23 protein-coding genes are annotated in these 20268 nt (G+C 72.6%); 4 read left to right on the top strand and 19 right to left on the bottom strand.

The genetic code is table 11. The features are described from left to right. Positions 1–155 precede the first annotated feature (155 nt). A complete protein-coding gene (locus tag B4K29_RS15650) occupies positions 156–602 on the bottom strand; it encodes a hypothetical protein (RefSeq protein WP_286960788.1) in 447 nt (148 codons plus the stop codon). A 133-nt stretch (positions 603–735) separates the two neighbouring features. Here B4K29_RS15650 and B4K29_RS15645 point away from each other — a divergent pair, with 133 nt between their 5' ends. Both B4K29_RS15645 and B4K29_RS15640 read left to right on the top strand, forming a co-directional pair. After that, on the top strand, positions 736–1833 hold the full coding sequence (locus tag B4K29_RS15645) for an LOG family protein (RefSeq protein ID WP_286968078.1): 1098 nt from the start codon (positions 736–738) through the stop codon (positions 1831–1833). 263 nt (positions 1834–2096) lie between these two features. Then, positions 2097–2672: a DedA family protein gene (locus tag B4K29_RS15640; RefSeq protein WP_286968077.1), complete on the top strand. Its 576-nt coding sequence runs from the start codon at positions 2097–2099 to the stop codon at positions 2670–2672. A gap of 3 nt (positions 2673–2675) precedes the next feature. Here the strand turns inward: B4K29_RS15640 and rlmN are convergent, their stop codons facing one another. From rlmN to rpsB, 6 genes are all read right to left on the bottom strand, one after another. Continuing rightward, positions 2676–3848 (bottom strand): 23S rRNA (adenine(2503)-C(2))-methyltransferase RlmN, encoded by a 1173-nt coding sequence (gene rlmN, locus B4K29_RS15635; protein ID WP_239262646.1) that lies wholly within the window; start codon positions 3846–3848, stop codon positions 2676–2678. Between the two features lie 78 nt (positions 3849–3926). Continuing rightward, positions 3927–4835, bottom strand: a complete 909-nt coding sequence (locus B4K29_RS15630) for a phosphatidate cytidylyltransferase (RefSeq protein ID WP_286968074.1) — start codon at positions 4833–4835, stop codon at positions 3927–3929. 21 nt (positions 4836–4856) lie between these two features. After that, entirely contained in the window at positions 4857–5414 is a 558-nt protein-coding gene (gene frr, locus B4K29_RS15625; RefSeq protein WP_239262649.1) for a ribosome recycling factor, read from the bottom strand. 105 nt (positions 5415–5519) lie between these two features. Then, entirely contained in the window at positions 5520–6248 is a 729-nt protein-coding gene (gene pyrH, locus B4K29_RS15620; RefSeq protein ID WP_239262651.1) for a UMP kinase, read from the bottom strand. A 225-nt stretch (positions 6249–6473) separates the two neighbouring features. Next, entirely contained in the window at positions 6474–7301 is an 828-nt protein-coding gene (gene tsf / locus B4K29_RS15615; RefSeq protein WP_286968072.1) for a translation elongation factor Ts, read from the bottom strand. Positions 7302–7361: 60 nt separating this feature from the next. Continuing rightward, positions 7362–8300: a 30S ribosomal protein S2 gene (gene rpsB, locus B4K29_RS15610; protein WP_029211813.1), complete on the bottom strand. Its 939-nt coding sequence runs from the start codon at positions 8298–8300 to the stop codon at positions 7362–7364. A 320-nt stretch (positions 8301–8620) separates the two neighbouring features. On the opposite strand from rpsB, the gene B4K29_RS15605 reads away from it, so the two are divergent. Both B4K29_RS15605 and B4K29_RS15600 read left to right on the top strand, forming a co-directional pair. Further along, the gene (locus B4K29_RS15605; protein ID WP_239262658.1) at positions 8621–9796 is read left to right on the top strand and encodes a pyridoxal phosphate-dependent aminotransferase; all 1176 of its coding nucleotides are present in this window, start codon (positions 8621–8623) and stop codon (positions 9794–9796) included. Positions 9797–9914: 118 nt separating this feature from the next. Next, positions 9915–10586 carry a murein hydrolase activator EnvC family protein gene (locus B4K29_RS15600; protein WP_239262660.1) on the top strand — a complete coding sequence of 224 codons (672 nt, stop codon included), beginning with the start codon at positions 9915–9917 and terminating at the stop codon, positions 10584–10586. 50 nt (positions 10587–10636) lie between these two features. Here B4K29_RS15600 and B4K29_RS15595 read toward each other — a convergent pair whose 3' ends face one another. The 12 genes from B4K29_RS15595 to B4K29_RS15540 all read right to left on the bottom strand — a co-directional run bounded on the left by B4K29_RS15595 (position 10637) and on the right by B4K29_RS15540 (position 20267). After that, the gene (locus B4K29_RS15595) at positions 10637–11608 is read right to left on the bottom strand and encodes a tyrosine recombinase XerC (RefSeq protein WP_286968069.1); all 972 of its coding nucleotides are present in this window, start codon (positions 11606–11608) and stop codon (positions 10637–10639) included. 25 nt (positions 11609–11633) lie between these two features. Next, complete coding sequence (dprA, locus tag B4K29_RS15590) at positions 11634–12788, bottom strand: DNA-processing protein DprA (protein WP_286968067.1); 1155 nt, start codon at positions 12786–12788, stop codon at positions 11634–11636. Then, positions 12785–14308: a YifB family Mg chelatase-like AAA ATPase gene (locus B4K29_RS15585; protein ID WP_286968065.1), complete on the bottom strand. Its 1524-nt coding sequence runs from the start codon at positions 14306–14308 to the stop codon at positions 12785–12787. The genes dprA and B4K29_RS15585 overlap by 4 nt, the downstream gene beginning before the upstream one ends. Then, positions 14305–14694: a YraN family protein gene (locus tag B4K29_RS15580; protein ID WP_286968064.1), complete on the bottom strand. Its 390-nt coding sequence runs from the start codon at positions 14692–14694 to the stop codon at positions 14305–14307. Before B4K29_RS15580 ends, B4K29_RS15585 begins: the two co-directional genes overlap by 4 nt. Positions 14695–14854: 160 nt before the next feature. Next, positions 14855–15178, bottom strand: coding sequence for a DUF2469 domain-containing protein (locus B4K29_RS15575; RefSeq protein WP_019287901.1), 324 nt, complete (start codon positions 15176–15178; stop codon positions 14855–14857). Beyond that, entirely contained in the window at positions 15175–15951 is a 777-nt protein-coding gene (locus B4K29_RS15570) for a ribonuclease HII (RefSeq protein ID WP_286968062.1), read from the bottom strand. The genes B4K29_RS15575 and B4K29_RS15570 overlap by 4 nt, the downstream gene beginning before the upstream one ends. Continuing rightward, positions 15948–16766, bottom strand: coding sequence for a signal peptidase I (lepB, locus tag B4K29_RS15565; protein ID WP_286968059.1), 819 nt, complete (start codon positions 16764–16766; stop codon positions 15948–15950). Before lepB (B4K29_RS15565) ends, B4K29_RS15570 begins: the two co-directional genes overlap by 4 nt. Continuing rightward, on the bottom strand, positions 16750–17442 hold the full coding sequence (lepB, locus tag B4K29_RS15560; RefSeq protein WP_286968058.1) for a signal peptidase I: 693 nt from the start codon (positions 17440–17442) through the stop codon (positions 16750–16752). Before lepB (B4K29_RS15560) ends, lepB (B4K29_RS15565) begins: the two co-directional genes overlap by 17 nt. 57 nt (positions 17443–17499) lie before the next feature. Next, complete coding sequence (rplS, locus tag B4K29_RS15555) at positions 17500–17859, bottom strand: 50S ribosomal protein L19 (protein ID WP_019287905.1); 360 nt, start codon at positions 17857–17859, stop codon at positions 17500–17502. Positions 17860–18158: 299 nt separating this feature from the next. Beyond that, on the bottom strand, positions 18159–19370 hold the full coding sequence (gene trmD, locus B4K29_RS15550) for a tRNA (guanosine(37)-N1)-methyltransferase TrmD (RefSeq protein ID WP_286968056.1): 1212 nt from the start codon (positions 19368–19370) through the stop codon (positions 18159–18161). A 2-nt stretch (positions 19371–19372) separates the two neighbouring features. Next, positions 19373–19912 carry a ribosome maturation factor RimM gene (gene rimM, locus B4K29_RS15545; protein WP_286968054.1) on the bottom strand — a complete coding sequence of 180 codons (540 nt, stop codon included), beginning with the start codon at positions 19910–19912 and terminating at the stop codon, positions 19373–19375. A 112-nt stretch (positions 19913–20024) separates the two neighbouring features. Then, entirely contained in the window at positions 20025–20267 is a 243-nt protein-coding gene (locus B4K29_RS15540; RefSeq protein WP_019287908.1) for an RNA-binding protein, read from the bottom strand. Between the last annotated feature and the right edge of the window lies 1 nt (position 20268).

Below are 20268 nucleotides of genomic sequence, written 5' to 3'. Positions count from 1 at the left end.
ACACGGTGTGGCCTGGACGACAGGTAGGTCGAGCGCGGCGAGTGGTCGGTCCCGGTCGCGAGGCGAGGGACCGACCACTCGGGCCGTATGACGGGGCGGCCGGGCTAGGCCGGGCTGGCCGGGCTAGGCCGGACGAGCGGGACTCGGCCGGCGGGTCAGCAGCCGCCGAGGCGCAGGCCGCGCAGGACCTTGACCGGGGCGACGCCGCACCCGACCTGCGCGGTGCCGAGGTCAGCGACGCGCCAGCGGCCGGCCACCTTGCGCAGCAGCACGGTGGCGTCGTCGGTCTGGCCGCGCGTGGGGTGGACCGTCGCCCGCGCCCAGGTCGGGGCGCCGGGGGCGAGGCTGATGCGCTGGACGCGCCAGTCGGCGCGCTTCCAGCCCCGCAGCTGCTTGTCGTTGGCGATGGCGACGTAGATCTGGTGCACGGTGGCCCGCGTGACGACCGCCGAGCGGGCCCGGGTCGCCGAGACCTGGTGCGTCGCCGCGACCGGCTTGGCCGCCGGGGCAGAGGTGGGCGCAGCCAGGGCGGGTGCCGACAGGCTGAGCGTCAGGGTGAGGGCGGCGGTGGCGGTGGTGGCGATGAGGGAACGGCGGGACATGGCTGCGGGGGTCCTTCTGACGAGAGTGCTCTGGCGCGGTGCGCCAACGACATCATGCAGACGCCGCAGGAGGCTGGATGGTTGGCCCGTGTCCCCGAGAGTTCATCGCAGACGCGTCACGCATGATGACGGCATGGAGATCGAGGACCTGCCCACCCTCACGGCCCTGCTCGACGACGGCCACAGCCTGCACGGCGTGCGCGTCCAGGGCGTCGACCTCGACGCGTGCGCCGAGCGGCTCCTGGCCCGCTCGGACCTGCACGGGCTCGTCGTCCTCGGCGGCGCGATGGCACCGCCGCTCGTGCGTCACCTGGTCGGTGCCGGCGCGGTCGTGTTCCCCACCGTCCACGACTCCCCCGTCGACGTCTACCGCTCGCGTCTCTACTCCCCGGAGGAGCTGTATGCCGGGATCGCCCGGGGCTACGACGACACCCCGGACGCGCTGGCCTACGCCTGGTCGCAGGACGCGAGCCTCGTCGGTGACCCTTATGTCGCCGTGCTGCGCTCCCTGCACGACGACTCGATGGAGGACGCCCTCGACGACCTGCTGGCGGACCGGCGCGTCGTCGGGATCATGGGCGGGCACGGCGTCGACCGCGGGACCGCGCGCTATGCCGAGGCCGCGCACCTGGGGCGGGCGCTGGCGGCATACGGCCTGGTCGTCGCCACCGGCGGCGGGCCCGGCGCGATGGAGGCCGCCAACCTCGGCGCCGCGTGCCCGGACGACGCGACGCTGGAGGCTGCGCTGCGGCGGCTGGCCACGGTGCCGTCCTTCCGGCCGGAGGTGAGCCCCTGGGCCCGGGTGGCCCTGGAGGTACGCGACGGGTTCGGCGCCCCCGATGCGGTGACGAGCATCGGCATCCCGACGTGGTTCTACGGCCACGAGCCGCCCAACGCGTTCGCGCAGGCCATCGCCAAGTTCTTCTCCAACGCCCTGCGCGAGGACCTGCTGCTCGCCCGCTGCACGGCGGGGGTCGTCGTCCTCCCCGGCGCCGCGGGCACGGTGCAGGAGGTGTTCCAGCTGACGACGCGGCTCTACTACGCCGCCGAGGGCGAGACCGTGCCGCTGGTGCTGGTCGGGCGCGAGCACTGGACCCAGACCCTGCCGGTGTGGCCGTTGCTCCAGGCCCTCGGCCACGGCCGCGAGATGGGCGACCGGATCCACCTGGTCGACGACATCGCCGACGTCCCCGAGCTGCTCCGCGAGTCCAGCACCACGCCCCTGCGCTGAGGACCCCGCCCGTCGACAGAGTGGTCACATCCTCGACGTCTGCGCGTCGCTGGTGCGGGATCTGTGACCACTCTGCGCGGCGACCCATCGCCCGCTCGGGAGGGCTGGGACGGAACTCCTCGGGGTACGAACGACGTTGGACGACCTGGACCTGACCGCCGCCCCCTGCAAAGGACACCGCCCTGACCCCCCTCGCGCTCCTCGCCCAGCTCCCCTCGGCGGCCCCCGACAGTAGCGGGATCACCGGGTGGGCCGTCAGCCTCATGGAGACCCTCGGCGGACCCGGCGCCATGGTGGCGACGATCCTCGACAGCGTCTTCCCGCCGATCCCCAGCGAGCTCATCCTGCCGCTGGCGGGCTTCACCGCCTACCGCGGCGGCATGACGCTGGCGGGCGCGATCATCTGGAGCACCGTCGGATCCCTGATCGGCGCGCTCATCCTCTACTGGGCCGGCGCCGTCCTCGGCCGCGAGCGCGTCAACTCCATCGCCCGCAAGGTCCCCCTGGTCGACGTGCACGACATCGACAAGGGCTTCGAGTGGTTCGAGCGGCACGGGCGCACCGTCACGTTCTTCGGCCGGATGGTGCCGATGGTGCGCTCGATGGTGTCGATCCCGGCGGGCGTCGAGCGGATGCCGCTCGCGATCTTCTGCCTGCTCACGACGCTCGGCTCGCTCTGCTGGAACGCCGCGCTCATCCTCGGCGGCTACGCCCTGGGGTCGCAGTGGGCGCGCATCGAGGAGTGGGCCGGCTGGTTCCAGTACGCCGTGATCGCGTTCTTCGTCATCCTGATCGCGCGGTGGGTGCGGCAGAAGCTCAAGGGGCGCCGGACCCCCTGACCGTCAGGCCGTGGCCGCCGCCAGCTGGCCGCACGCCCCGTCGATGTCCTGCCCCCGCGTGTCACGCACGGTCGTGGAGATGCCGCGCCCGCGCAGCCGCTCCACGAACTGCTGCTCGACGCCCTTGCGGCTGGCCGTCCACCGGCTGCCCGGCGTGGGGTTGAGCGGGATGGGGTTGACGTGCACCCACCCGTTCCCTCGCGCGTTGAGCTTGTCGGCGAGCAGCTCGGCGCGCCAGGCCTGGTCGTTGATGTCCTTGATCAGGGCGTACTCGATCGACACGCGTCGCCCGGTGGTGTCGAAGTAGCGGCGCGCGGCGTCCAGCGCCTCGTCGACCTTCCACCGGGTGTTGATGGGGACCAGCTCGTCCCGCAGCTCGTCGTCGGGGGCGTGCAGCGACAATGCCAGGGTGACCGGGATGCCCTCGCCCGCGAGCTTGTCGATGCCGGGCACCAGCCCGACGGTGCTCATCGTGATCCCGCGCGCGCTCATCCCGAGACCTGCCGGGGCGGGCTCCACGAGACGCCGGATCGCGCCGATCGAGGCCTTGTAGTTGGCCAGTGCCTCGCCCATCCCCATGAACACCACGTTGGACACGCGCAGCGGCCCCTGGTCGCCCTCGGGCATCGGGCCGAGCTCGCCGGCCCGCAGCGCACGGGCAGCGCTCACGACCTGCTCCACGATCTCGGCGGTGCTCATGTTGCGCTGCAGCCCACCCTGGCCGGTGGCGCAGAACGGGCAGTTCATGCCGCAGCCGGCCTGGCTCGAGATGCAGATCGTCGCCCGGCCGGGATAGCGCATGACGACGGACTCGACGAGGGCCCCGTCGTGCAGCCGCCACACCTTCTTGTGCGTCGCTCCCCCGTCGGCGACCCGCGTCGTGATGGGGGTGAGCAGCTGCGGCAGCGCCTGCGCGACCAGCTCGGCGCGCTGGGCCTTGGGCAGGTCCGGCATGTCCTCGGGGTCCGTCACCAGCCGGTCGAAGTAGTGCACGCTCAGCTGCTTGGCCCGGAAGCCCTGCTGCCCAAGCTCGGTCACGAACGCCTTGCGCTCGTCGAGCGCGAAGTCGGCCAGGTGGGCCGGCGGCTTGCCGCGGCGCGGCGCGGAGAAGGTCAGCTGGCCCGGCACCGGACGGGTCGTCGGCGTGGGCAGGTCCTGCGGCTGGGAGTCACTCATCGCTCACCATTGTCTCAGGTATGACGCCCCGCCCGCCCCCACGCGTGGTGACGCCCTTCGCGCGGCCGTGCCGGCAGCTCAGACCGCCGCGGGCACGAGATAGGTGATGACCAGCCAGGCCATCGGCGCGGTGAGCAGCAACGAGTCCAGCCGGTCCATGATGCCGCCGTGCCCCGGGAGGATGTGGCCCATGTCCTTGATGCCGAGGTCACGCTTGATGACCGACTCGCACAGGTCCCCGACCGTCGCGGTGACGCAGGCCGCCGCGCCCAGCAGCACACCGGTCCACCAGGGGGCGTGGAGCAGCCAGGACGTGCAGATGGCCCCCACCAGCATGCAGGTGACCATCGAGCCGGCGAACCCCTCCCAGGACTTCTTGGGCGAGATGGACGGCGCCATGGGGTGCTTGCCCTTGAGCACGCCGACCGCGTAGCCGCCGATGTCGGAGAACACCGTGACCGCGATGAAGGTCACCACCCGCAGCTCCCCGTCGGGCTGGGCGAGCAGCATGATGCAGAAGCTGGCGAGCAGCGGCACGTAGGCCAGGGTCAGCACGCCTCCGGAGACGTCCCGCATCGCGTCGGCCACGCCCTGCAGGGAACGCCATACGAGCAGGGCCAGGACCGCCAGCGTGAAGGCGAGGGTGAGCGGCCGGGGTCCACCCCAGTAGGCGCTGGCGAGCATCGCGACGCCACCCACCATCGTCGGCACCAGCGGCACCTGCACCCGGCCGTGGCGGACCGCCTGCACGACCTCCCACATCCCGATGACGATCGCCGCCGTCACGAGCGCCAGGAAGGCCTCCGGCCGCCACGCCAACGACCCGATGATGAGGGCACCCAGACCCACGCCGACCCCGATGGCGGCGGGGAGGTTGCGCCCGGCCTTGCCGGGGCTCTTGGACCGACGGGCCACGTCGAGGGCCCGCTGGATCCGTCGGTGGACCCGCGAGCCCTCGAGGGCCGGCGGCATGTCAGGTGTGGGCACGGTGTCCTTCGCGTCGGTCGCTCAGACGTCGAGCAGCTCGGCTTCCTTGCCCTTGAGCAGGGTGTCGATCTGGTCGGTCAGCTTCTTGGTCAGGGTGTCCAGCTCCTTCTCGGCGCGGGTGCCCTCGTCCTCGCCGACGTCGCCGTCCTTGACGAGCTTGTCGATCTGGTCCTTGGCGCTGCGTCGGACGTTGCGGATCGAGACCTTGCCGTGCTCGCCCTTCTCCCGGGCCAGCTTGATGTACTCCTTGCGGCGCTCCTGCGTCAGCTCCGGCAGGTTGATGCGCAGCACGCCGCCGTCGTTGTTGGGGTTGACGCCCAGGTTGGAGGAGCGCAGCGCCTTCTCGATCTCGTGGGTCGCGCCCTTGTCGAACGGCGTGATCAGGATCATCCGCGCCTCGGGCACCTGGAAGGACGCGAGCTGCTGCAGCGGCGTCGCGGCGCCGTAGTAGTCGACCATGATCTTGTGGAACAGCGCGGGGTTGGCCCGCCCGGTGCGGATGGACGCGAAGTCCTCCTTGGCCACCTCGACGGCCTTGTCCATCTTGTCCTCGGCCTCGAGCAGGATGTCGTCGATCATGGGGTGCCTCCATCGTCCGTATGGCGAAAATCGTCGGGGTCTGACGCTACGAGCCCGGTGCTGCAGGGCACGACCGGGGCTCGCGGCGGTCGGCAGGCGAGCTGCTCAGGCGGTGACCACCGTCCCGATCTTCTCACCACGCACGGCGGCGGCGACGTTGCCGTCGCCCTCCATGCCGAAGACGATCATCGGGAGCTTGTTGTCCATGCATAGGCTGAACGCGGCGGCGTCGACGACCTTGAGCCCCCGCGCGAGGGCCTCGGCGTAGGTCAGGCTGTCGTAGCGCTTGGCGGCCGGGTTGGTCTTGGGGTCGGCGTCGTAGACCCCGTCGACGCCGTTCTTGGCGATCAGCACGGCGTCGCACTTGGTCTCGAGGGCACGCTGGGCGCTGACGGTGTCCGTCGAGAAGTAGGGCATGCCGGCGCCGGCGCCGAAGATGACCACGCGACCCTTGTCCATGTGGCGCATGGCGCGGCGCGGGATGTAGGGCTCGGCCACCTGGGTCATCTCGATCGCGGACTGCACGCGCGTCTCAACCCCTTCCTTCTCCAGGAAGTCCTGCAGCGCCAGGCAGTTCATCACGGTGCCGAGCATGCCGATGTAGTCGGCGCGGGCCCGGTCCATGCCCTTGTCCTGCAGCTGGGCCCCGCGGAAGAAGTTGCCGCCGCCGATGACCACGCAGACCTGGACCTGGCTCTTCACGGCCTCGGCGATCTGCCGGGCGATCCCCCGCACGACCTCCGGGTCCAGCCCCACCTTGCCCCCTCCGAAGACCTCGCCGGACAGCTTGAGCAGCACCCGCTGGTAGCCACGGTTGTCGGGGGTCTCGGTCATCGTGCGGCTCCTTGCCAGGTGGGCGGGTGATCGGTCGGCCGACCGCCGCACAGTCTGTCACACGGCGGCACCCTCCTGGCGACCCGGCAGCCGTCGGTCGGCCACGTCGTCCGGAGGCTGGGACACGACCGAGCCCAGGCCACCGTGAGGTGGGCGGGACGCGACCGGGCCCGGTCCACCGTGAGGTGGACCGGGCCCGGTGCGGTGCGCCCAGGGGCGCGGGGATCAGCTGCCGACGCGGAAGCGGGCGAAGGCGGTGGCCTTGGCGCCGCCCTCCTCCAGGACCTTGCCGACGGTCTTCTTGGCGTCCTTCGCGAACGGCTGCTCGAGCAGGACCTGCTCCTTGAAGAAGCCGTTGACGCGACCCTCGACGATCCGGGGGAGCGCAGCCTCGGGCTTGCCCTCCTCCTTGGCCGTCTCCTCGGCGATGCGACGCTCGTTGGCGACCGTCTGCTCGTCGATGTCGTCACGGGTGAGGACGCTCGGCGCGAACGCCGCGATGTGCAGCGCGACGTCGTGCGCGACCTGCTCGTCGCCGCCCTCGGTGGCGATCAGGACACCGATCTGCGCGGGCAGGTCGGGGCTGGTCTTGTGCAGGTAGGACGTGACCTTGTCGCCCTCGAGGCGGGCCACGCGCTTGACCTCGATCTTCTCGCCGATGGTGGCGTTGGCCTCGTCGAGCAGCTCCTTGACGGACTTGCCGTCGACCTCGTGGGCGAGGAGCGTCTCGGCGTCGCCGGCCTGGGAGTCGACCGCGGCTTGGAGCACGGTGTCGGCCAGCTGACCGAACTTGTCCCCCTTGGCGACGAAGTCGGTCTCGCACAGGACCTCGACCAGGGTGCCGACGCCACCGTCGACCTTGGCGCGGACCAGACCGTTGGAGGTGGAGCGGCCCTCGCGCTTGGTGACGCCCTTGAGACCCTTGACGCGCAGGATCTCGGTGGCCTTGGCCTGGTCGCCGTCGGCCTCGTCGAGTGCCTTCTTGACGTCGAGCATGCCGGCGCCGGTCTTCTCGCGGAGCGCCTTGATGTCGGATGCGGTGTAGTTAGCCATGTGTCGTAGCTACTTTCTACGCGGGTTCGAAGTGGTGGTTGACGCGATCGCTGAGGAGGCTCAGGCCTGCTCGGCGGCGGGCGTGGCCGGCTCGGTCGCCTCGACGGCAGGGGCAGCCTGCTCGACCCCCTCCGGCGCGGAGGCGACCTGCTCGGTGACGTCGGCGGGCTGGGTGCCCTCGGCGGCGGGGGTCTCGGCCTGCTCGGTCGCCTCGGCAGGAGCGTCGGACTTGGCGGCCTCGGCGTAGAGCTCGCGCTCCCACTCGGCCAGCGGCTCGGCCTCGGTGGCGCCCTCGGTGGAGCGACCGGACGAGCGGGACACGAGGCCCTCGGCCACGGCGTCGGCGATCACGCGGGTCAGCAGGGTGACCGAGCGGATGGCGTCGTCGTTGCCCGGGATCTTGTAGTCGACCTCGTCGGGGTCGCAGTTGGTGTCGAGGATCGCGATGACGGGCAGACCCAGCTTGCGGGCCTCGTCCACCGCGAGGTGCTCCTTCTTGGTGTCGACGATCCACACGGCCGAGGGGACCTTGGCCATGTTGCGGATGCCGCCGAGGGTCTTCTCGAGCTTGTCCTTCTCGCGCTTGAGGACGAGGAGCTCCTTCTTGGTGCGACCGGAGCCGGCCACGTCGTCGAAGTCGATCTCCTCGAGCTCCTTGAGGCGCGAGAGGCGCTTGGAGACGGTGTTGAAGTTGGTGAGCATGCCACCGAGCCAGCGGTGGTTGACGTAGGGCATGCCCACGCGGGTCGCCTGCTCGGCGACGGGCTCCTGCGCCTGCTTCTTGGTGCCGACGAACAGCACGCTGCCGCCGTGGGCGACGGTGGCCTTGACGAACTCGAAGGCGTCGTTGATGTAGGTCAGCGACTGCTGCAGGTCGATGATGTAGATGCCGTTGCGCTCGGTGAGGATGAAGCGCTTCATCTTGGGGTTCCAGCGACGGGTCTGGTGCCCGAAGTGGACGCCGCTCTCGAGGAGCTGGCGCATGGTGACGACGGCCATGCCGAGGTCCTTCTCTCTGTCGTTGTCAGTTACCCACGGTCGCGCGGCGGGTGCCACGGCCGTGCCTGGCGCCTGCGTACGCACCCCGCCGACCAGGGGGTCGGACTGCCGTGGTGCGCCCCGGACTGCATCGAGATCGACTCGTCCGGCGAGAAGGCGCGCGAATTCGGGATCGGTGCTCCCGGCCGAGGCCAGGCACACGTCACCCGTCCTGCCATCCTACGTGGAGGGGTTCACCGCGGCCTAATCCCCACCGGCACGCCCCGCCGGGGCGCCAGCACGGCGTCACGGCGGCACGGGGGGTCGGCTACCGTCGCCCCATGCCTCGCACCCCCGGCCACCCCGCGCTGACGCCGTTCGGCACCACCGTCTTCGCCGAGATGACCGCGCTCGCCCAGCAGCACGACGCGGTCAACCTCGGGCAGGGCTTCCCGGACTCGGACGGTCCGCCCGAGATGCTCGAGGCCGCCTGCCGCGCGATCCACGACGGCCTCAACCAGTACCCCCCGGGTCCCGGCATGCCGGTGCTTCGCGAGGCGATCGCCGAGCACCAGTCCCGCTTCTACGGGCTGACGGTCGACCCGGGCTCCGAGGTGCAGGTCACGGTCGGTGCCACCGAGGCCATCGCGTCGACCATCCTGGCCCTGGTGCGTCCCTGCGACGAGGTGGTCGTGCTGGAGCCCTACTACGACAGCTATGCCGCCACGATCGCGCTGGCGGGCGGGGTCCGTCGCACGAGCATCCTGCGCTTCCCCGACTTCGCCGTCGACGAGGCCTCCCTGCGGGCCGCGTTCTCCGAGCGCACCAGCGTGGTCCTCCTCAACAGCCCCCACAACCCCACCGGCCGGGTCCTCTCGCGGGCCGACCTGGAGCTCGTGGCCGAGCTCGCCCGGGAGCACGACGCGTGGGTCGTGTGCGACGAGGTCTACGAGCACCTGACCTTCGACGGGGTCGAGCACGTGCCCATGGCCACCCTCCCGGGGATGCGCGATCGCACCGTCACGATCTCGTCGGCCGGCAAGACCTTCTCCGCCACCGGGTGGAAGGTGGGCTGGCTCACCGGCCCCGCGCACGTCGTCGCCGCCGTGCGGCAGATCAAGCAGTTCACGACCTTCGCCCACTCCGGACCGTTCCAGGTCGGTGTGGCGACCGCCCTGGCCCTGCCCACCGAGCGGTATGCCGAGCTGGCGTCCACCCTGCAGACCCGGCGCGACCTGCTCGTCGACGGGCTGTGCTCGGCCGGGCTGGACGTGAGCGTCCCGGCGGGCACCTACTTCGCGGTGGCGGACGTCGCTCCGCTCGGGGGGACCGACGCCATGGCGTTCTGCCGCCGGATGCCCGAGGAGCTGGGCGTCGCCGGTGTGCCCGTCGCCGCGTTCCACGACGACACCGAGGCCGCGCGGTCCCTCGTGCGCTTCGCGTTCTGCAAGCAGGAGGGCGTGCTGCGCGAGGCCGCCCGACGCCTGACCAGGCGAGTCCCCGTCGACCGTCCCTGACTGGTCGGCCTCCCCCGTCGTCCACAGCCACGCGCGACGGCGCGAGGATCCGCGTGCTCGTCCACAGGTGCACGGCCGGTCCTTGCCCGCGCCGGACCAGCACCCCAGTCTCGGCCGTATGCCGATCGCCCGCCCCCTCCCGACCGCCCTGGTCGCGCTGTCCGCCGCCTCGGTGGCCGCCGCGATCCTCGTCGCCGCTCCCGCCCCTGAGGTCCCCGCCACCGGACGTGCCCAGGTCTCGGCTGCGGCGCGGACCCACACCCGAGCCGCACCCGTGGCATCAGCGGCGCACCTCTCCGCAAGGACGTCGACGCCCTCGGCGGCACCTCCACCCGCGCCGTCACGGGGTCAGGCCCTCCCCCGGTCCGCGGCGCCGCGCGCGCCAGGACGGTGGACCGCACCCGTGCGGCCGCTGCGCGTGGTGGCGAGGTTCACCGCTCCCCCGCAACCGTGGGCCCGGGGTCATCGCGGGGTCGACCTGGCGGCCGGACCCGGCGCCGTGATCGTCGCCCCGGCCGACGGGGTGGTCGCGTTCGCCGGGATGGTGGCGGGCAGGCCTGTGCTGTCCGTCGACCATGCCGGCGGGCTGCGCAGCACCTACGAACCCGTCGTGACGCGCGTGGCGGTCGGCGACCGGGTCACGCAGGGACAGATGATCGGGGTGCTCGCCGACGGGCCCGGCCACTGCTCGTCATCGTGCCTGCACTGGGGAGCCCGGCGCGGCGACGTCTACGTCGACCCGCTCTCGCTGATCGACCGTCCCCCGCTCGTCCTGCTGCCGCTGCGCTGATCCGTCCACGAGAGCCATCAGTCCCGCGCCACAGGGCGAGGCGACCTGCGTCAGGCGCGCGGGTGGGCCTGACGGTAGGCCGTGCGCAGCCGGTCCACCGACACGTGCGTGTAGATCTGGGTCGTCGCCAGGCTGGAGTGCCCCAGCAGCTCCTGCACCACGCGCAGGTCAGCACCGCCGTCGAGCAGGTGCGTCGCGGCGCTGTGCCGCAGGCCGTGGGGCCCGAGGTCGGGGGCGTCGGGCACCTGTGCCAGCAGGCGGTGGACGACCTCCCGCACCTGGCGGGGGTCGACCCGCCCACCTCGTCGACCCAGCAGGAGGGCCGGGCCGCTCGCCGGCGTGACGAGCCGCGGTCGTCCGCGCGCCAGCCAGGTGTCGACGGCGCGCTGTGCCGGCACGCCGTACGGCACCGTCCGCTCCTTGTCACCCTTGCCCAGCACCCGCAGCGTCCTCGTGGAAGCGTCGACGTCGTCGAGGTCGAGACCCACCAGCTCGCTCACGCGGATGCCGCTGGCATAGAGCAGCTCCACCATGGCGGCGTCCCGCAACGACAGCGGATCGACCTCGCCCCGAGCCTCGTCGTCGGCGGCGCTCGTGGCCCGTCCGGCGCTCGTGGGCCGTCCTCCGCTCGTCCGGTGGGTCCCGTCGGCCGCGGCCCGGAGGAGCGCGTCCGCCTGAGCGTGGTCGAGGACTCCTGGCAGCGTCCGGGAGCGCCGCGGAGACGCGAGCCTGGCCGCCGGGTCGCGGGGCAGGTGACCGCGTCGGGTGGCCCAGGCATAGAACGAGCGCACCGCCGCGGACCTGCGGGCCACGGTCGCGCGGGCCGCACCCTGGGTGCCCTGCCTGGCCAGCCAGGAGCGCAGGTCCGTCAGCTCGAGGTCGGTCAGGTCCTCGGCGCCCTGCTCGCGCGCGTACGAACGCAGCGCGCACAGGTCGCCGACATAGGCCCGGACCGTGTGCTCGGACCGTCCGCGCTCCACCCGCAGGTGCTGCGCGAACTGCTCGATCGGGTCCTCGGCCACCCGGTCACGGTCCCAAACGCTGAGGTCAGGGGCAAGGACCGCCGGACGGACGCGCCGGGCGCCGGCGCGCCTCAGCGCCGAGGCGGTAGCCGCCGTCACGCGTCTCGGCCAGCCCCAGCGTGACGAGCCGGCCCAGCGAGGCTCGGGTCTCGGGCACCGTCAGCGACGCGGCCAGCGCGATCGACTCCAACCTGGCCAGGTTGCGGACCGGCAGGGCAGATCGGACCTTGGCGTCCGCATCGCCCAGGAGGTCGAGCTCCTGGACCTGTGCACGACGTTCTGGTGCCAGGTCGGTCCCCATGCGACCGCAGAGCTCGGCCACCTCGGCCGCGTCCGTGACGAGCTCGGCCACGCCGTCGCGCACCGCCTGGTGGCACCCGGCACTGGTCATGCTCGTCACGGGTCCGGGCACCACCGCGACCGGCCGGACGAGCTCGGCTGCGGCCCGCATGGTGCTCAGCGCTCCGCTGCGGTAGCCGGCCTCGACGACCACGGTCCCCTGGCTCAGGGCGGCGATGAGACGGTTGCGCAGCAGGAACCGGGAGCGCGTCGGGGCGCATCCCGGAGCCACCTCGCTCACCACGGCTCCCGTCTCGGCGACGCGGGCGATGAGGCGCTCGTGCGCCGCGGGATAGGGGCGTTCGACGCCCCCGGCGAGCACGGCCACGGTCTCCCCGTCCTCGGCCAGGGCACCTCGGTGAGCCGCCGCGTCGATCCCGAACGCCGCTCCCGACACGACGGCGAACCCGCGCTGGGCCAGACCGGCCCCGAGGTCGGCGGCCACCCGCTGGCCGTACTCCGTCGCCGCGCGGGAACCCACGACCGACACGCTGCGCTCCATGGCCTCGGCCAGCTGGACGGGTCCGCGCACCCACAGGCAGTAGGGGCGCTTGGGGGGCTCGAGGTCGTCGAGGCCGGGCGGCCACTCCTCGTCCGCCGGGACGAGGAGGCGCGCGCCGCAGCGCTGGGCCAGCGCCAGGTCGCGCCCCGGCTCCGCCGCCACCAGTCGGTCGCGCAAGGCGTCGTGGCGGGCGATGCCGTCCCCAGGCAGCAGGTGCAGGGCCGTCACGGGATCGTGCTTCTGGAGCAGCGCCGCCACGCGCGCGTCGGCGGGTTCCGCGATGCGGCTCCACAGGGCGCGGGCCGATCGTTCGTCGCGGGGCAGCTCGTCGGGCCTCATGCCGCCACCTCCGCAGCACCGCGCAGCGTCAGCGCCTGGTCGATGTCGTCCTTGGTCGGGCTCGCGTGCCCCGCCAGATCCGCCAGCGTCCACGCCACCCGGGTCACCCGGTCGTAGCCGCGCAGCGTGACCCCGCCCCGGTCCAGGGTCCGGTCGAGCAGCTGCGTCGCTCGGCGGGAGGGGCGCAGCGGGCCGCGTCGCAACCGCCCGGGCGGCACCTCGCCGTTGAGCGACCAGCGCTCTCCCGCATAGCGTTCCACCGCCACGGCCCGGGCCGTCGCGACACGTGAGGCCACGACGGCGCTCGTCTCCGGGTCGGCCTCGACGAGCTCGAGCCGCGAGACCGCCGGCACCGAGAGCTGCAGGTCGATGCGGTCCAGCAGCGGCCCGGCCAGCCGACCCAGGTAGCCACGGCGCTGGTTGACGGTGCAGGTGCAGCCGAGGCCCTTGCCGACGGCGCGTCCGCACGGGCACGGGTTGGCCGCGAGCACCAGCTGGAAGCGGGCGGGAAAGGTCAGCATCCGGTCGGTGCGACCGATCGTCACCGTCCCGGACTCCAGCGGCTGGCGCAGCGAGTTGAGGACGTGGGAGGCGAACTCCGGCGCCTCGTCCAGGAAGAGGACACCGCGATGGGCAGCGGTGACCGCACCCGGCGAGGGACGGCCGGAGCCGCCTCCCACCATCGCCGACATGGTCACGCCGTGATGCATGGCGACATAGGGCGGCCGTCGCACCAGTCCGAGCGGGGCCGCCTCGTTGCTCATGACCGACGCGATCGACGTGACCTCGAGAGCCTGGTCGTCCGGCAGGGGTGGCAGCAGCCCCGGCAGCCGCTCGGCGAGCATCGTCTTGCCCGCCCCGGGCGGACCGCTGAGGAAGAGGTGGTGACCGCCGGCCGCGGCCACCTCCAGCGCGAACCGCCCCTCGGCCTGCCCCGCCACGTCGACGAGGTCGAGCTCGTCCGACGGCGGCTGGTCCGTCGGCCCCTCGAGCTCGTGCTGCAGGAGCAGCTCGCCACGGTGGAAGGCCACGACCTCGGCCAGGTGGTGGACGCCGAGCACCTGGGCGCCGTCGACCAGTCGCGCCTCGCGGACGTTGACGGCGGGCACGATGATCCGGCGGTGCCCCGCCTCGACCGCTGCGCGCACGCAGGGCAGCACGCCGCGCACTCCCTTGACCGCCCCGTCCAGCGACAGCTCGCCGAGGTGGACCACGCCTCGGACGCTCGGCGGGACCTCCTGCGCCGCGGCGAGAAGCGCCACGACCATGGGCAGGTCGAAGGCGCTGCCGGCCTTGGGCATCCATGCCGGTGACAGGTTGACCGTCAAGCGCCGTGACGGCAGGGGTACGCCGGCGTTGCTCGCGGCCGCCCGGATGCGGTCGCGGGCCTCGCCTACCGTGGTGTCCGCCAGGCCGGTGACCGTGAAGGCGGGCAGCCCCAGGCTGACGTCGGCCTCGACGTCGACGACGGCTCCCTCGAGCCCCGACAGCGTGACGCCCCTGGTCAGTCCCGTGCTCATGACAGCACCCCCACGACGTGCTCGACCTCCGGCGCACCCGCGCGGGGCACCAGCACCCCGACGACGTCCACCCGCACGTGCGGGGACGTCACGTCGGGGTGCTCCTGGAGCCAGCGCACGGCGAGCCGGCGCAGCCGCATCGCCTTGCGGTGGGTCACCTGCTCGAGCGGGCTGCCGAAGGTCACGCTGGTGCGCGTCTTGACCTCGCACACCACGAGGGTGGGAGGCACCGTCGGCGCCACCGCCACGACGTCGATCTCACCCTGGTCGCACCGCCAGTTGCGGTCGACGATCGTCAGCCCCGCCGCCTCCAGGTGGCGCGCGGCCACCCGCTCGCCGTAGTCCCCGACGGCCCGATGCCTCGCCGGGCCAGATCCACATGCCATGGCCACACCTCACGCTCCCGCGCGGTCACCCTGACCGCACGGGACCCAGACTGCTCCCGTCGAGCAGGCCGAGACCTGGCCGACGAACGCCCTGTGGACGAGGGCGACGGGAACGCGGCGACCTGTGGACAGACCCCGACGAACGCGAGGTCCGGGACCGTCAGGACGGGAAGCCGGGATCCTTGGCGAGGTCGAGGTCGGACTTGGCGAGCTCCTCGACGTTGACGTCCTTGAAGGTCACGACCCGGACGTTCTTGACGAACCGGGCGGGCCGGTAGACGTCCCACACCCAGGCGTCGGACATCGTCACGTCGAAGTACACCTCGCCGCCGTCGCTGCGCACCCGCACGTCGACGGAGTTGCACAGGTAGAACCGTCGCTCGGTCTCCACGACGTGGGAGAACAGCCCCACGACGTCGCGGTACTCCCGGTAGAGCGCGAGCTCCATCTCGGTCTCGTACCGCTCGAGGTCCTCTGCGCTCATCGCTCCTGCACTCCCTGCTCAGCTGCTGCGACGCCGACGGCGTCCGCGGTCGTCCCATCATCACCCAACACCCGCTGCAGGGGCAGCCGCCACGACCGGCGGTGGTGGACGCAGGGCCCCAGGCGGGACAGGGCGTCGAGGTGCCCCGGGGCGGCATACCCCTTGTTGATCGCGAAGCCGTAGGCGTCGTCGACGTCGTCCTGCTCGGCCAGCCGGACCATGAGGCCGTCGCGCTCGACCTTGGCGAGCACGCTCGCCGCCGCCACCGAGGAGCAGCGCAGGTCGGCCTTGATCATCGTGTGGACGGGGATCAGGTCATCGTCGAGCGCGCCGAGCAGACCCACGCGGTCCGGCTCGGTGAACCAGTCGTGGTTGCCGTCGAGCAGCACCAAGGAGGGCACGAGCCCATCGGCGCAGGCCGCCTCCATCGCGCGCCGTCCTGCGAGGCGCAGCGCCCCCATGATCCCGACCTCGTCGATCTCCTGCGGGGTGGCGTGCCCCACGCCGTATGCCGGCGCCCACCGCCTCAGCCGGGGCACCAGCCTCTCGCGGGCCGCGGGCGTCAGCAGCTTGGAGTCCCGCACCCCCGTGGGTGCGGAGCCGACGGACAGATCGATCAGCACGACCCCCACGGACACGGGTCCGGCCAGGGCTCCCCGGCCCACCTCGTCCATCGACGCGATGACCTGCCGCCCCTCCGGCAGTCCCCGCTGCAGGGCCCGCTCGACGCGCAGGCTGGGCCGCCGCGAGGTCGCCGTGGCGGGGGGTGTCACGGCGAGTCGGGCACGGCCGAGTACACGCTCGTCGGCTGGCCGAGCCAGGTCATCTCGGAGAACGGCCACACCACGGCGACGGCCCGCCCGACGACGTCGTCGATCGGCACGGATCCGGTGCTGCCGTCCCGGCTGGGGTCGTGGTAGCGGGAGTCGCCCGAGTCGCTGCGGTGGTCGCCCATCACCCAGAGCCGGCCCTCCGGGACGGTGATGTCGAAGGGATCGACGCTGGGGGCGTCGCCGGGCTTGAGATAGCTCTCGGAGATCGCGGCGCCGTTGACCGTGAGCTTGCCGTCCTCGGTGCAGCACCTCACCTTGTCCCCTGGCAGGCCGATCACGCGCTTGATCAGGTGGCTGTCGGAGTCGTTGGGGAGCAGCCCCACGAAGACGAAGGTCTCGTGCAGCACGTTGGCGACGCCGGACCGCTGGGCCGTCGGTGCCTGCACCAGCCAGCGGCCGGTGTCCTCGAACACGACGATGTCGCCCCGCTCCAGCTCGAACGGCCTGGGCGTCAGCTTGGACACGACCACCCGGTCGCCTTCGACCAGGGTGTCCTCCATCGAGCCGGACGGGATGAAGAACGCCTGCATCAGCCAGGTCTTGACGGCCAGGGACAGGATGAGGGCCAGACCGACCACGATCACGAACTCGCGCACCGCGTGCATGAGGTGGGAGCCGGCGCTGGGGCTCCTCGTCGCACCTGCGCCGCGGGACTCGCCGGGCTCTCCCGACTCGCGCCCCTCGGCGCCGTCGCGTGGCTCCCCCGGGTCGCCTCCCGGCGTCGGGTCCTCGTGCACGTCACGCGCGTCGGTCATCGGGTTCCTCCAGGGTCATCAGGTCGGGTCGGGCGGCCACGGCTCGCCACTGGCCGGGCGGCCACAGCACGCGGGTCACCCGACCGGTGACGTCACGCTCGGGAACGAGCCCGCCGCCGGGTGAGCCCAGCCTCGACCGTGAGTCGGCCGAACGGCTGCGGTGGTCACCCAGCACCCACAGTCTGCCTGGCGGCACCACCACGTCGAAGCTCACCTCGCTGGGTGTGTCGCCGGGGTGCAGGTAGGGCTCCTCCACGGGGCGGCCGTCGACGGTGACCCGCCCCTGGTCGTCGCAGCAGCGCACGTGGTCGCCGCCCACGCCCACCACCCGCTTGACCACGTGGTGGCCGGGCGAGGCGCCGAGCGCGCGGCCGAGCACCTGGATCGCGAGCGGTCGGTCGTCCACGGTGCCGAAGGTGCGGGTGCCGTCGAAGACGATCACGTCCCCGCGGTCCACCGCACCTGCTCGCTTGTCCACGAGGATCCGCTCGCCGGGGCGCAGCAGCGGCTCCATCGAGTCGCTCGGCACGACGAACCAGTCGACGACCCAGGTCCGGGCGGCGACGAGCGCCACCCAGGCGAGCAGCACGGCGACGAGGAGGCGCCGGGCCCGACGAGAGATGCCGACCGCGACCGAGGTGTCGGTCGTGGTCGGCATCGTCGTCCGGGGGTGCACCCGCGGCAGCCTAGTGGCCGCGGCTGTGCGCTCTCGCCCGGCCTGCGGCGACAAGGGTCAGCGCTTGCCCGTGGTGTCGCGCTTCTCCTTGATCTTGGCGGCCTTGCCGCGCAGGTCGCGCAGGTAGTACAGCTTGGCGCGACGCACGTCGCCGCGGGTCATGACCTCGATCCGGTCGATGACCGGGGTGTGCAGCGGGAAGGTGCGCTCCACGCCGACGCCGAAGGAGATCTTGCGGACGGTGAAGGTCTCACCGATGCCGCCGCCGGAGCGACGGATCACGACGCCCTGGAAGACCTGGACACGGGAGCGGGTGCCCTCGATGACCTTGACGTGGACCTTGAGGGTGTCTCCGGCGCGGAACGCGGGGACGTCGTCGCGCAGGCTCGCGGCGTCGAACTCAGCCAGCTTCTTCATGCGATGTCGCTTTCTCGTGGGGCCGCCACAGGTCGTCCCACCGTCGGCTGCACCCTGGGTCGGGTGCAGACAGGTGTCGTATGACGTCCCCGGCTGCCGCGTCCCTGTCATCAGACAGGTCCTCCCCCTGTGGCAGGGGCATGGTTGATCGCCGCGAGACGCAAGGCACGATTCTGCCAGACCAGGGTCCCTGACCCCAACTCGGGCGGTCGACGGCGTCCCGAGGCGTCCCCGAGGCGGCGCCGGCCCGGTGCGCGCGAGCGCGGGTGGAGCGCGGCGGACCCAGGAGCACGATGCGGTCAGGAGCGCCGCAGGCGCTTCTCGAGCTCCACGGTGCCTGGGACCCCCTGCCGGGCCTCGCGCACCGGGCGGTACCCCGCCTTGCGGTAGAGGCGCTGGTTGCGCTCGCTGCGCGCCCCCGTGAGCAGCCACGCCCGGGTGGCCTCGGGCGGCGCCTGGCGCTCGACGTGGGCGAGCAGCTGCCGGCCCATCCCCTGCCCCACGAGGTCCGGGGCGACCATGAGCCGACCGACCTCCCAGGTGTCGCCGTCGACGAGCCGGCCGCGCACCGACGCCACCAGCCGGCCCTCGCCGCGAGCGCCGTCGCGGACCACCCAGGTGCGCCACCCGTCGATCCCGCTCCGGGCCTGCGCCAGCGTCTCCACGAGCGGGGGGATGTCGGGCGCCTCGTTGACCCGGCCCTCGTCCACCCAGCAGGCCCGGGTGAGGGTCCACAGCTCGGGGACGTCGGCCGGGGTCGCCAGGCGGATCGGCAGCTCCTCGCCACCGGCGAGGGTGGCCGATGACGGCAGCAGGTCGGGGCGCCGCGCGGCGGTCCGCTCGAGGCGCTGCCGGTGGCGCCAGGTCGCGATCGCGCCGTGGTCGCCCGACAGGAGCACCGGCGGCACCTCGCGCCCCCGCCAGGAGGCGGGCTTGGTGTAGACGGGGTACTCGAGCAGGCCGTCCTCGTGGGACTCCTCGACGAGCGACGCGGCGTTGCCCACGACCCCGGGCAGCAGCCGGGCCACCGCCTCGGTGATGGTGAGGACGGCGACCTCGCCACCGTTGAGCACGTAGTCGCCAAGGGACACGACGCGGACCCGGCCGTCGAGCGCCTCCTGCGCGTGCTCGTAGACGCGCTCGTCGATCCCCTCGTAGCGTCCGCAGGCGAAGGCCAGCCACGGCTCGCCCGCCAGCTCGTGGGCCATCGCCTGGTCGAAGCGCCGACCGCCGGGACCCGGCACCACGAGCAGGGGGCGGGCGCCGGCATACGACTCGTCACCGACCGAGCGCAGGTGGTCGATCGCCTGGGCCCACGGCTCGGGCTTCATCACCATGCCGGCGCCCCCGCCGTAGGGGGTGTCGTCGACGGTGCGGTGCCGATCGGTCGTCCACGAGCGCAGGTCGTGGACGTGCAGGTCCAGCAACCCCTCGCGGCGGGCCTTGCCGATGAGGGAGAGGTCCAGCGGCGAGAGGTACTCGGGAAAGATCGAGACGACGTCGATGCGCACGGTCACTCCCCGTCGAGGTCGAACAGCCCGTCGGGCGCGTCGACGACGACCCGGCCCGCCGCCACGTCCACCGTGGGCACCAGCGCCTCGACGAAGGGGACGAGCCCGGTCCGGCCGTCCGTGAGCCGCACCTCGAGCAGGTCCTGGACGGGGCGGGTGTGCAGGGCCACGACCTCGCCGACGACCTCCCCGGCGGGGTCCTCGGCCCGGAGCCCGACCAGGTCGGACTCGTACCAGCCCTCGTCGTCGCGCTCGGAGGTCCCGACGGTCCCGTCGGCCACGTCGAGGGTCAGGAGGGTGTTGCGCAGGGACTCCGCACCCGTGCGGTCCGGGATCTCCTCGAAGGCCAGCAGCCAGGTCCCGTTGTGGACGCGTGCGGTCCGCACGGTCAGCTCGCGGGGCACGCCGGACCCGCGGCGCGCCTCGGTGGTCAGACGCGTACCAGGGGCGAGCCGCGCCTGCGGCTCGTCGGTGCGCAGCTCCACCGTGACCTCACCGCGCAGCGCGTGCGCCTTGCCGATCCTGGCGACGACGACGTCCATGCTGAATCTCCTCGTTTGGTCGTGCGGGTCTGCCCCGAGAGACGACGAGAGGCGTGCGACGGGATGGTCCCGTGCACGCCTCTCGTGGTTCGAGCGTGATGCCGTGGGGCGCTCAGCGCACCCGGTCCGTGTCGACGATGTCGACGCGCACCTGCTTGCCACCGGCCAGGGCACCCATGACGGTGCGCAGGGCGCTGGCCGTGCGGCCCGAGCGGCCGATGACGCGACCGAGGTCGTCCGGGTGGACACGGACCTCGAGCACCTCACCGCGGCGGAGCTCCTTGTGGCGCACCACCACGTCCTCGTCGTGGTCCACGATCCCCTTGACGAGGTGCTCGAGCGCCTCCTCGAGCACG

Source organism: Arsenicicoccus sp. UBA6765, from assembly GCF_002453335.1.
GTDB lineage: Bacteria > Actinomycetota > Actinomycetes > Actinomycetales > Dermatophilaceae > Arsenicicoccus > Arsenicicoccus bolidensis.
This window is presented reverse-complemented; position numbering and strand designations above follow the sequence as displayed.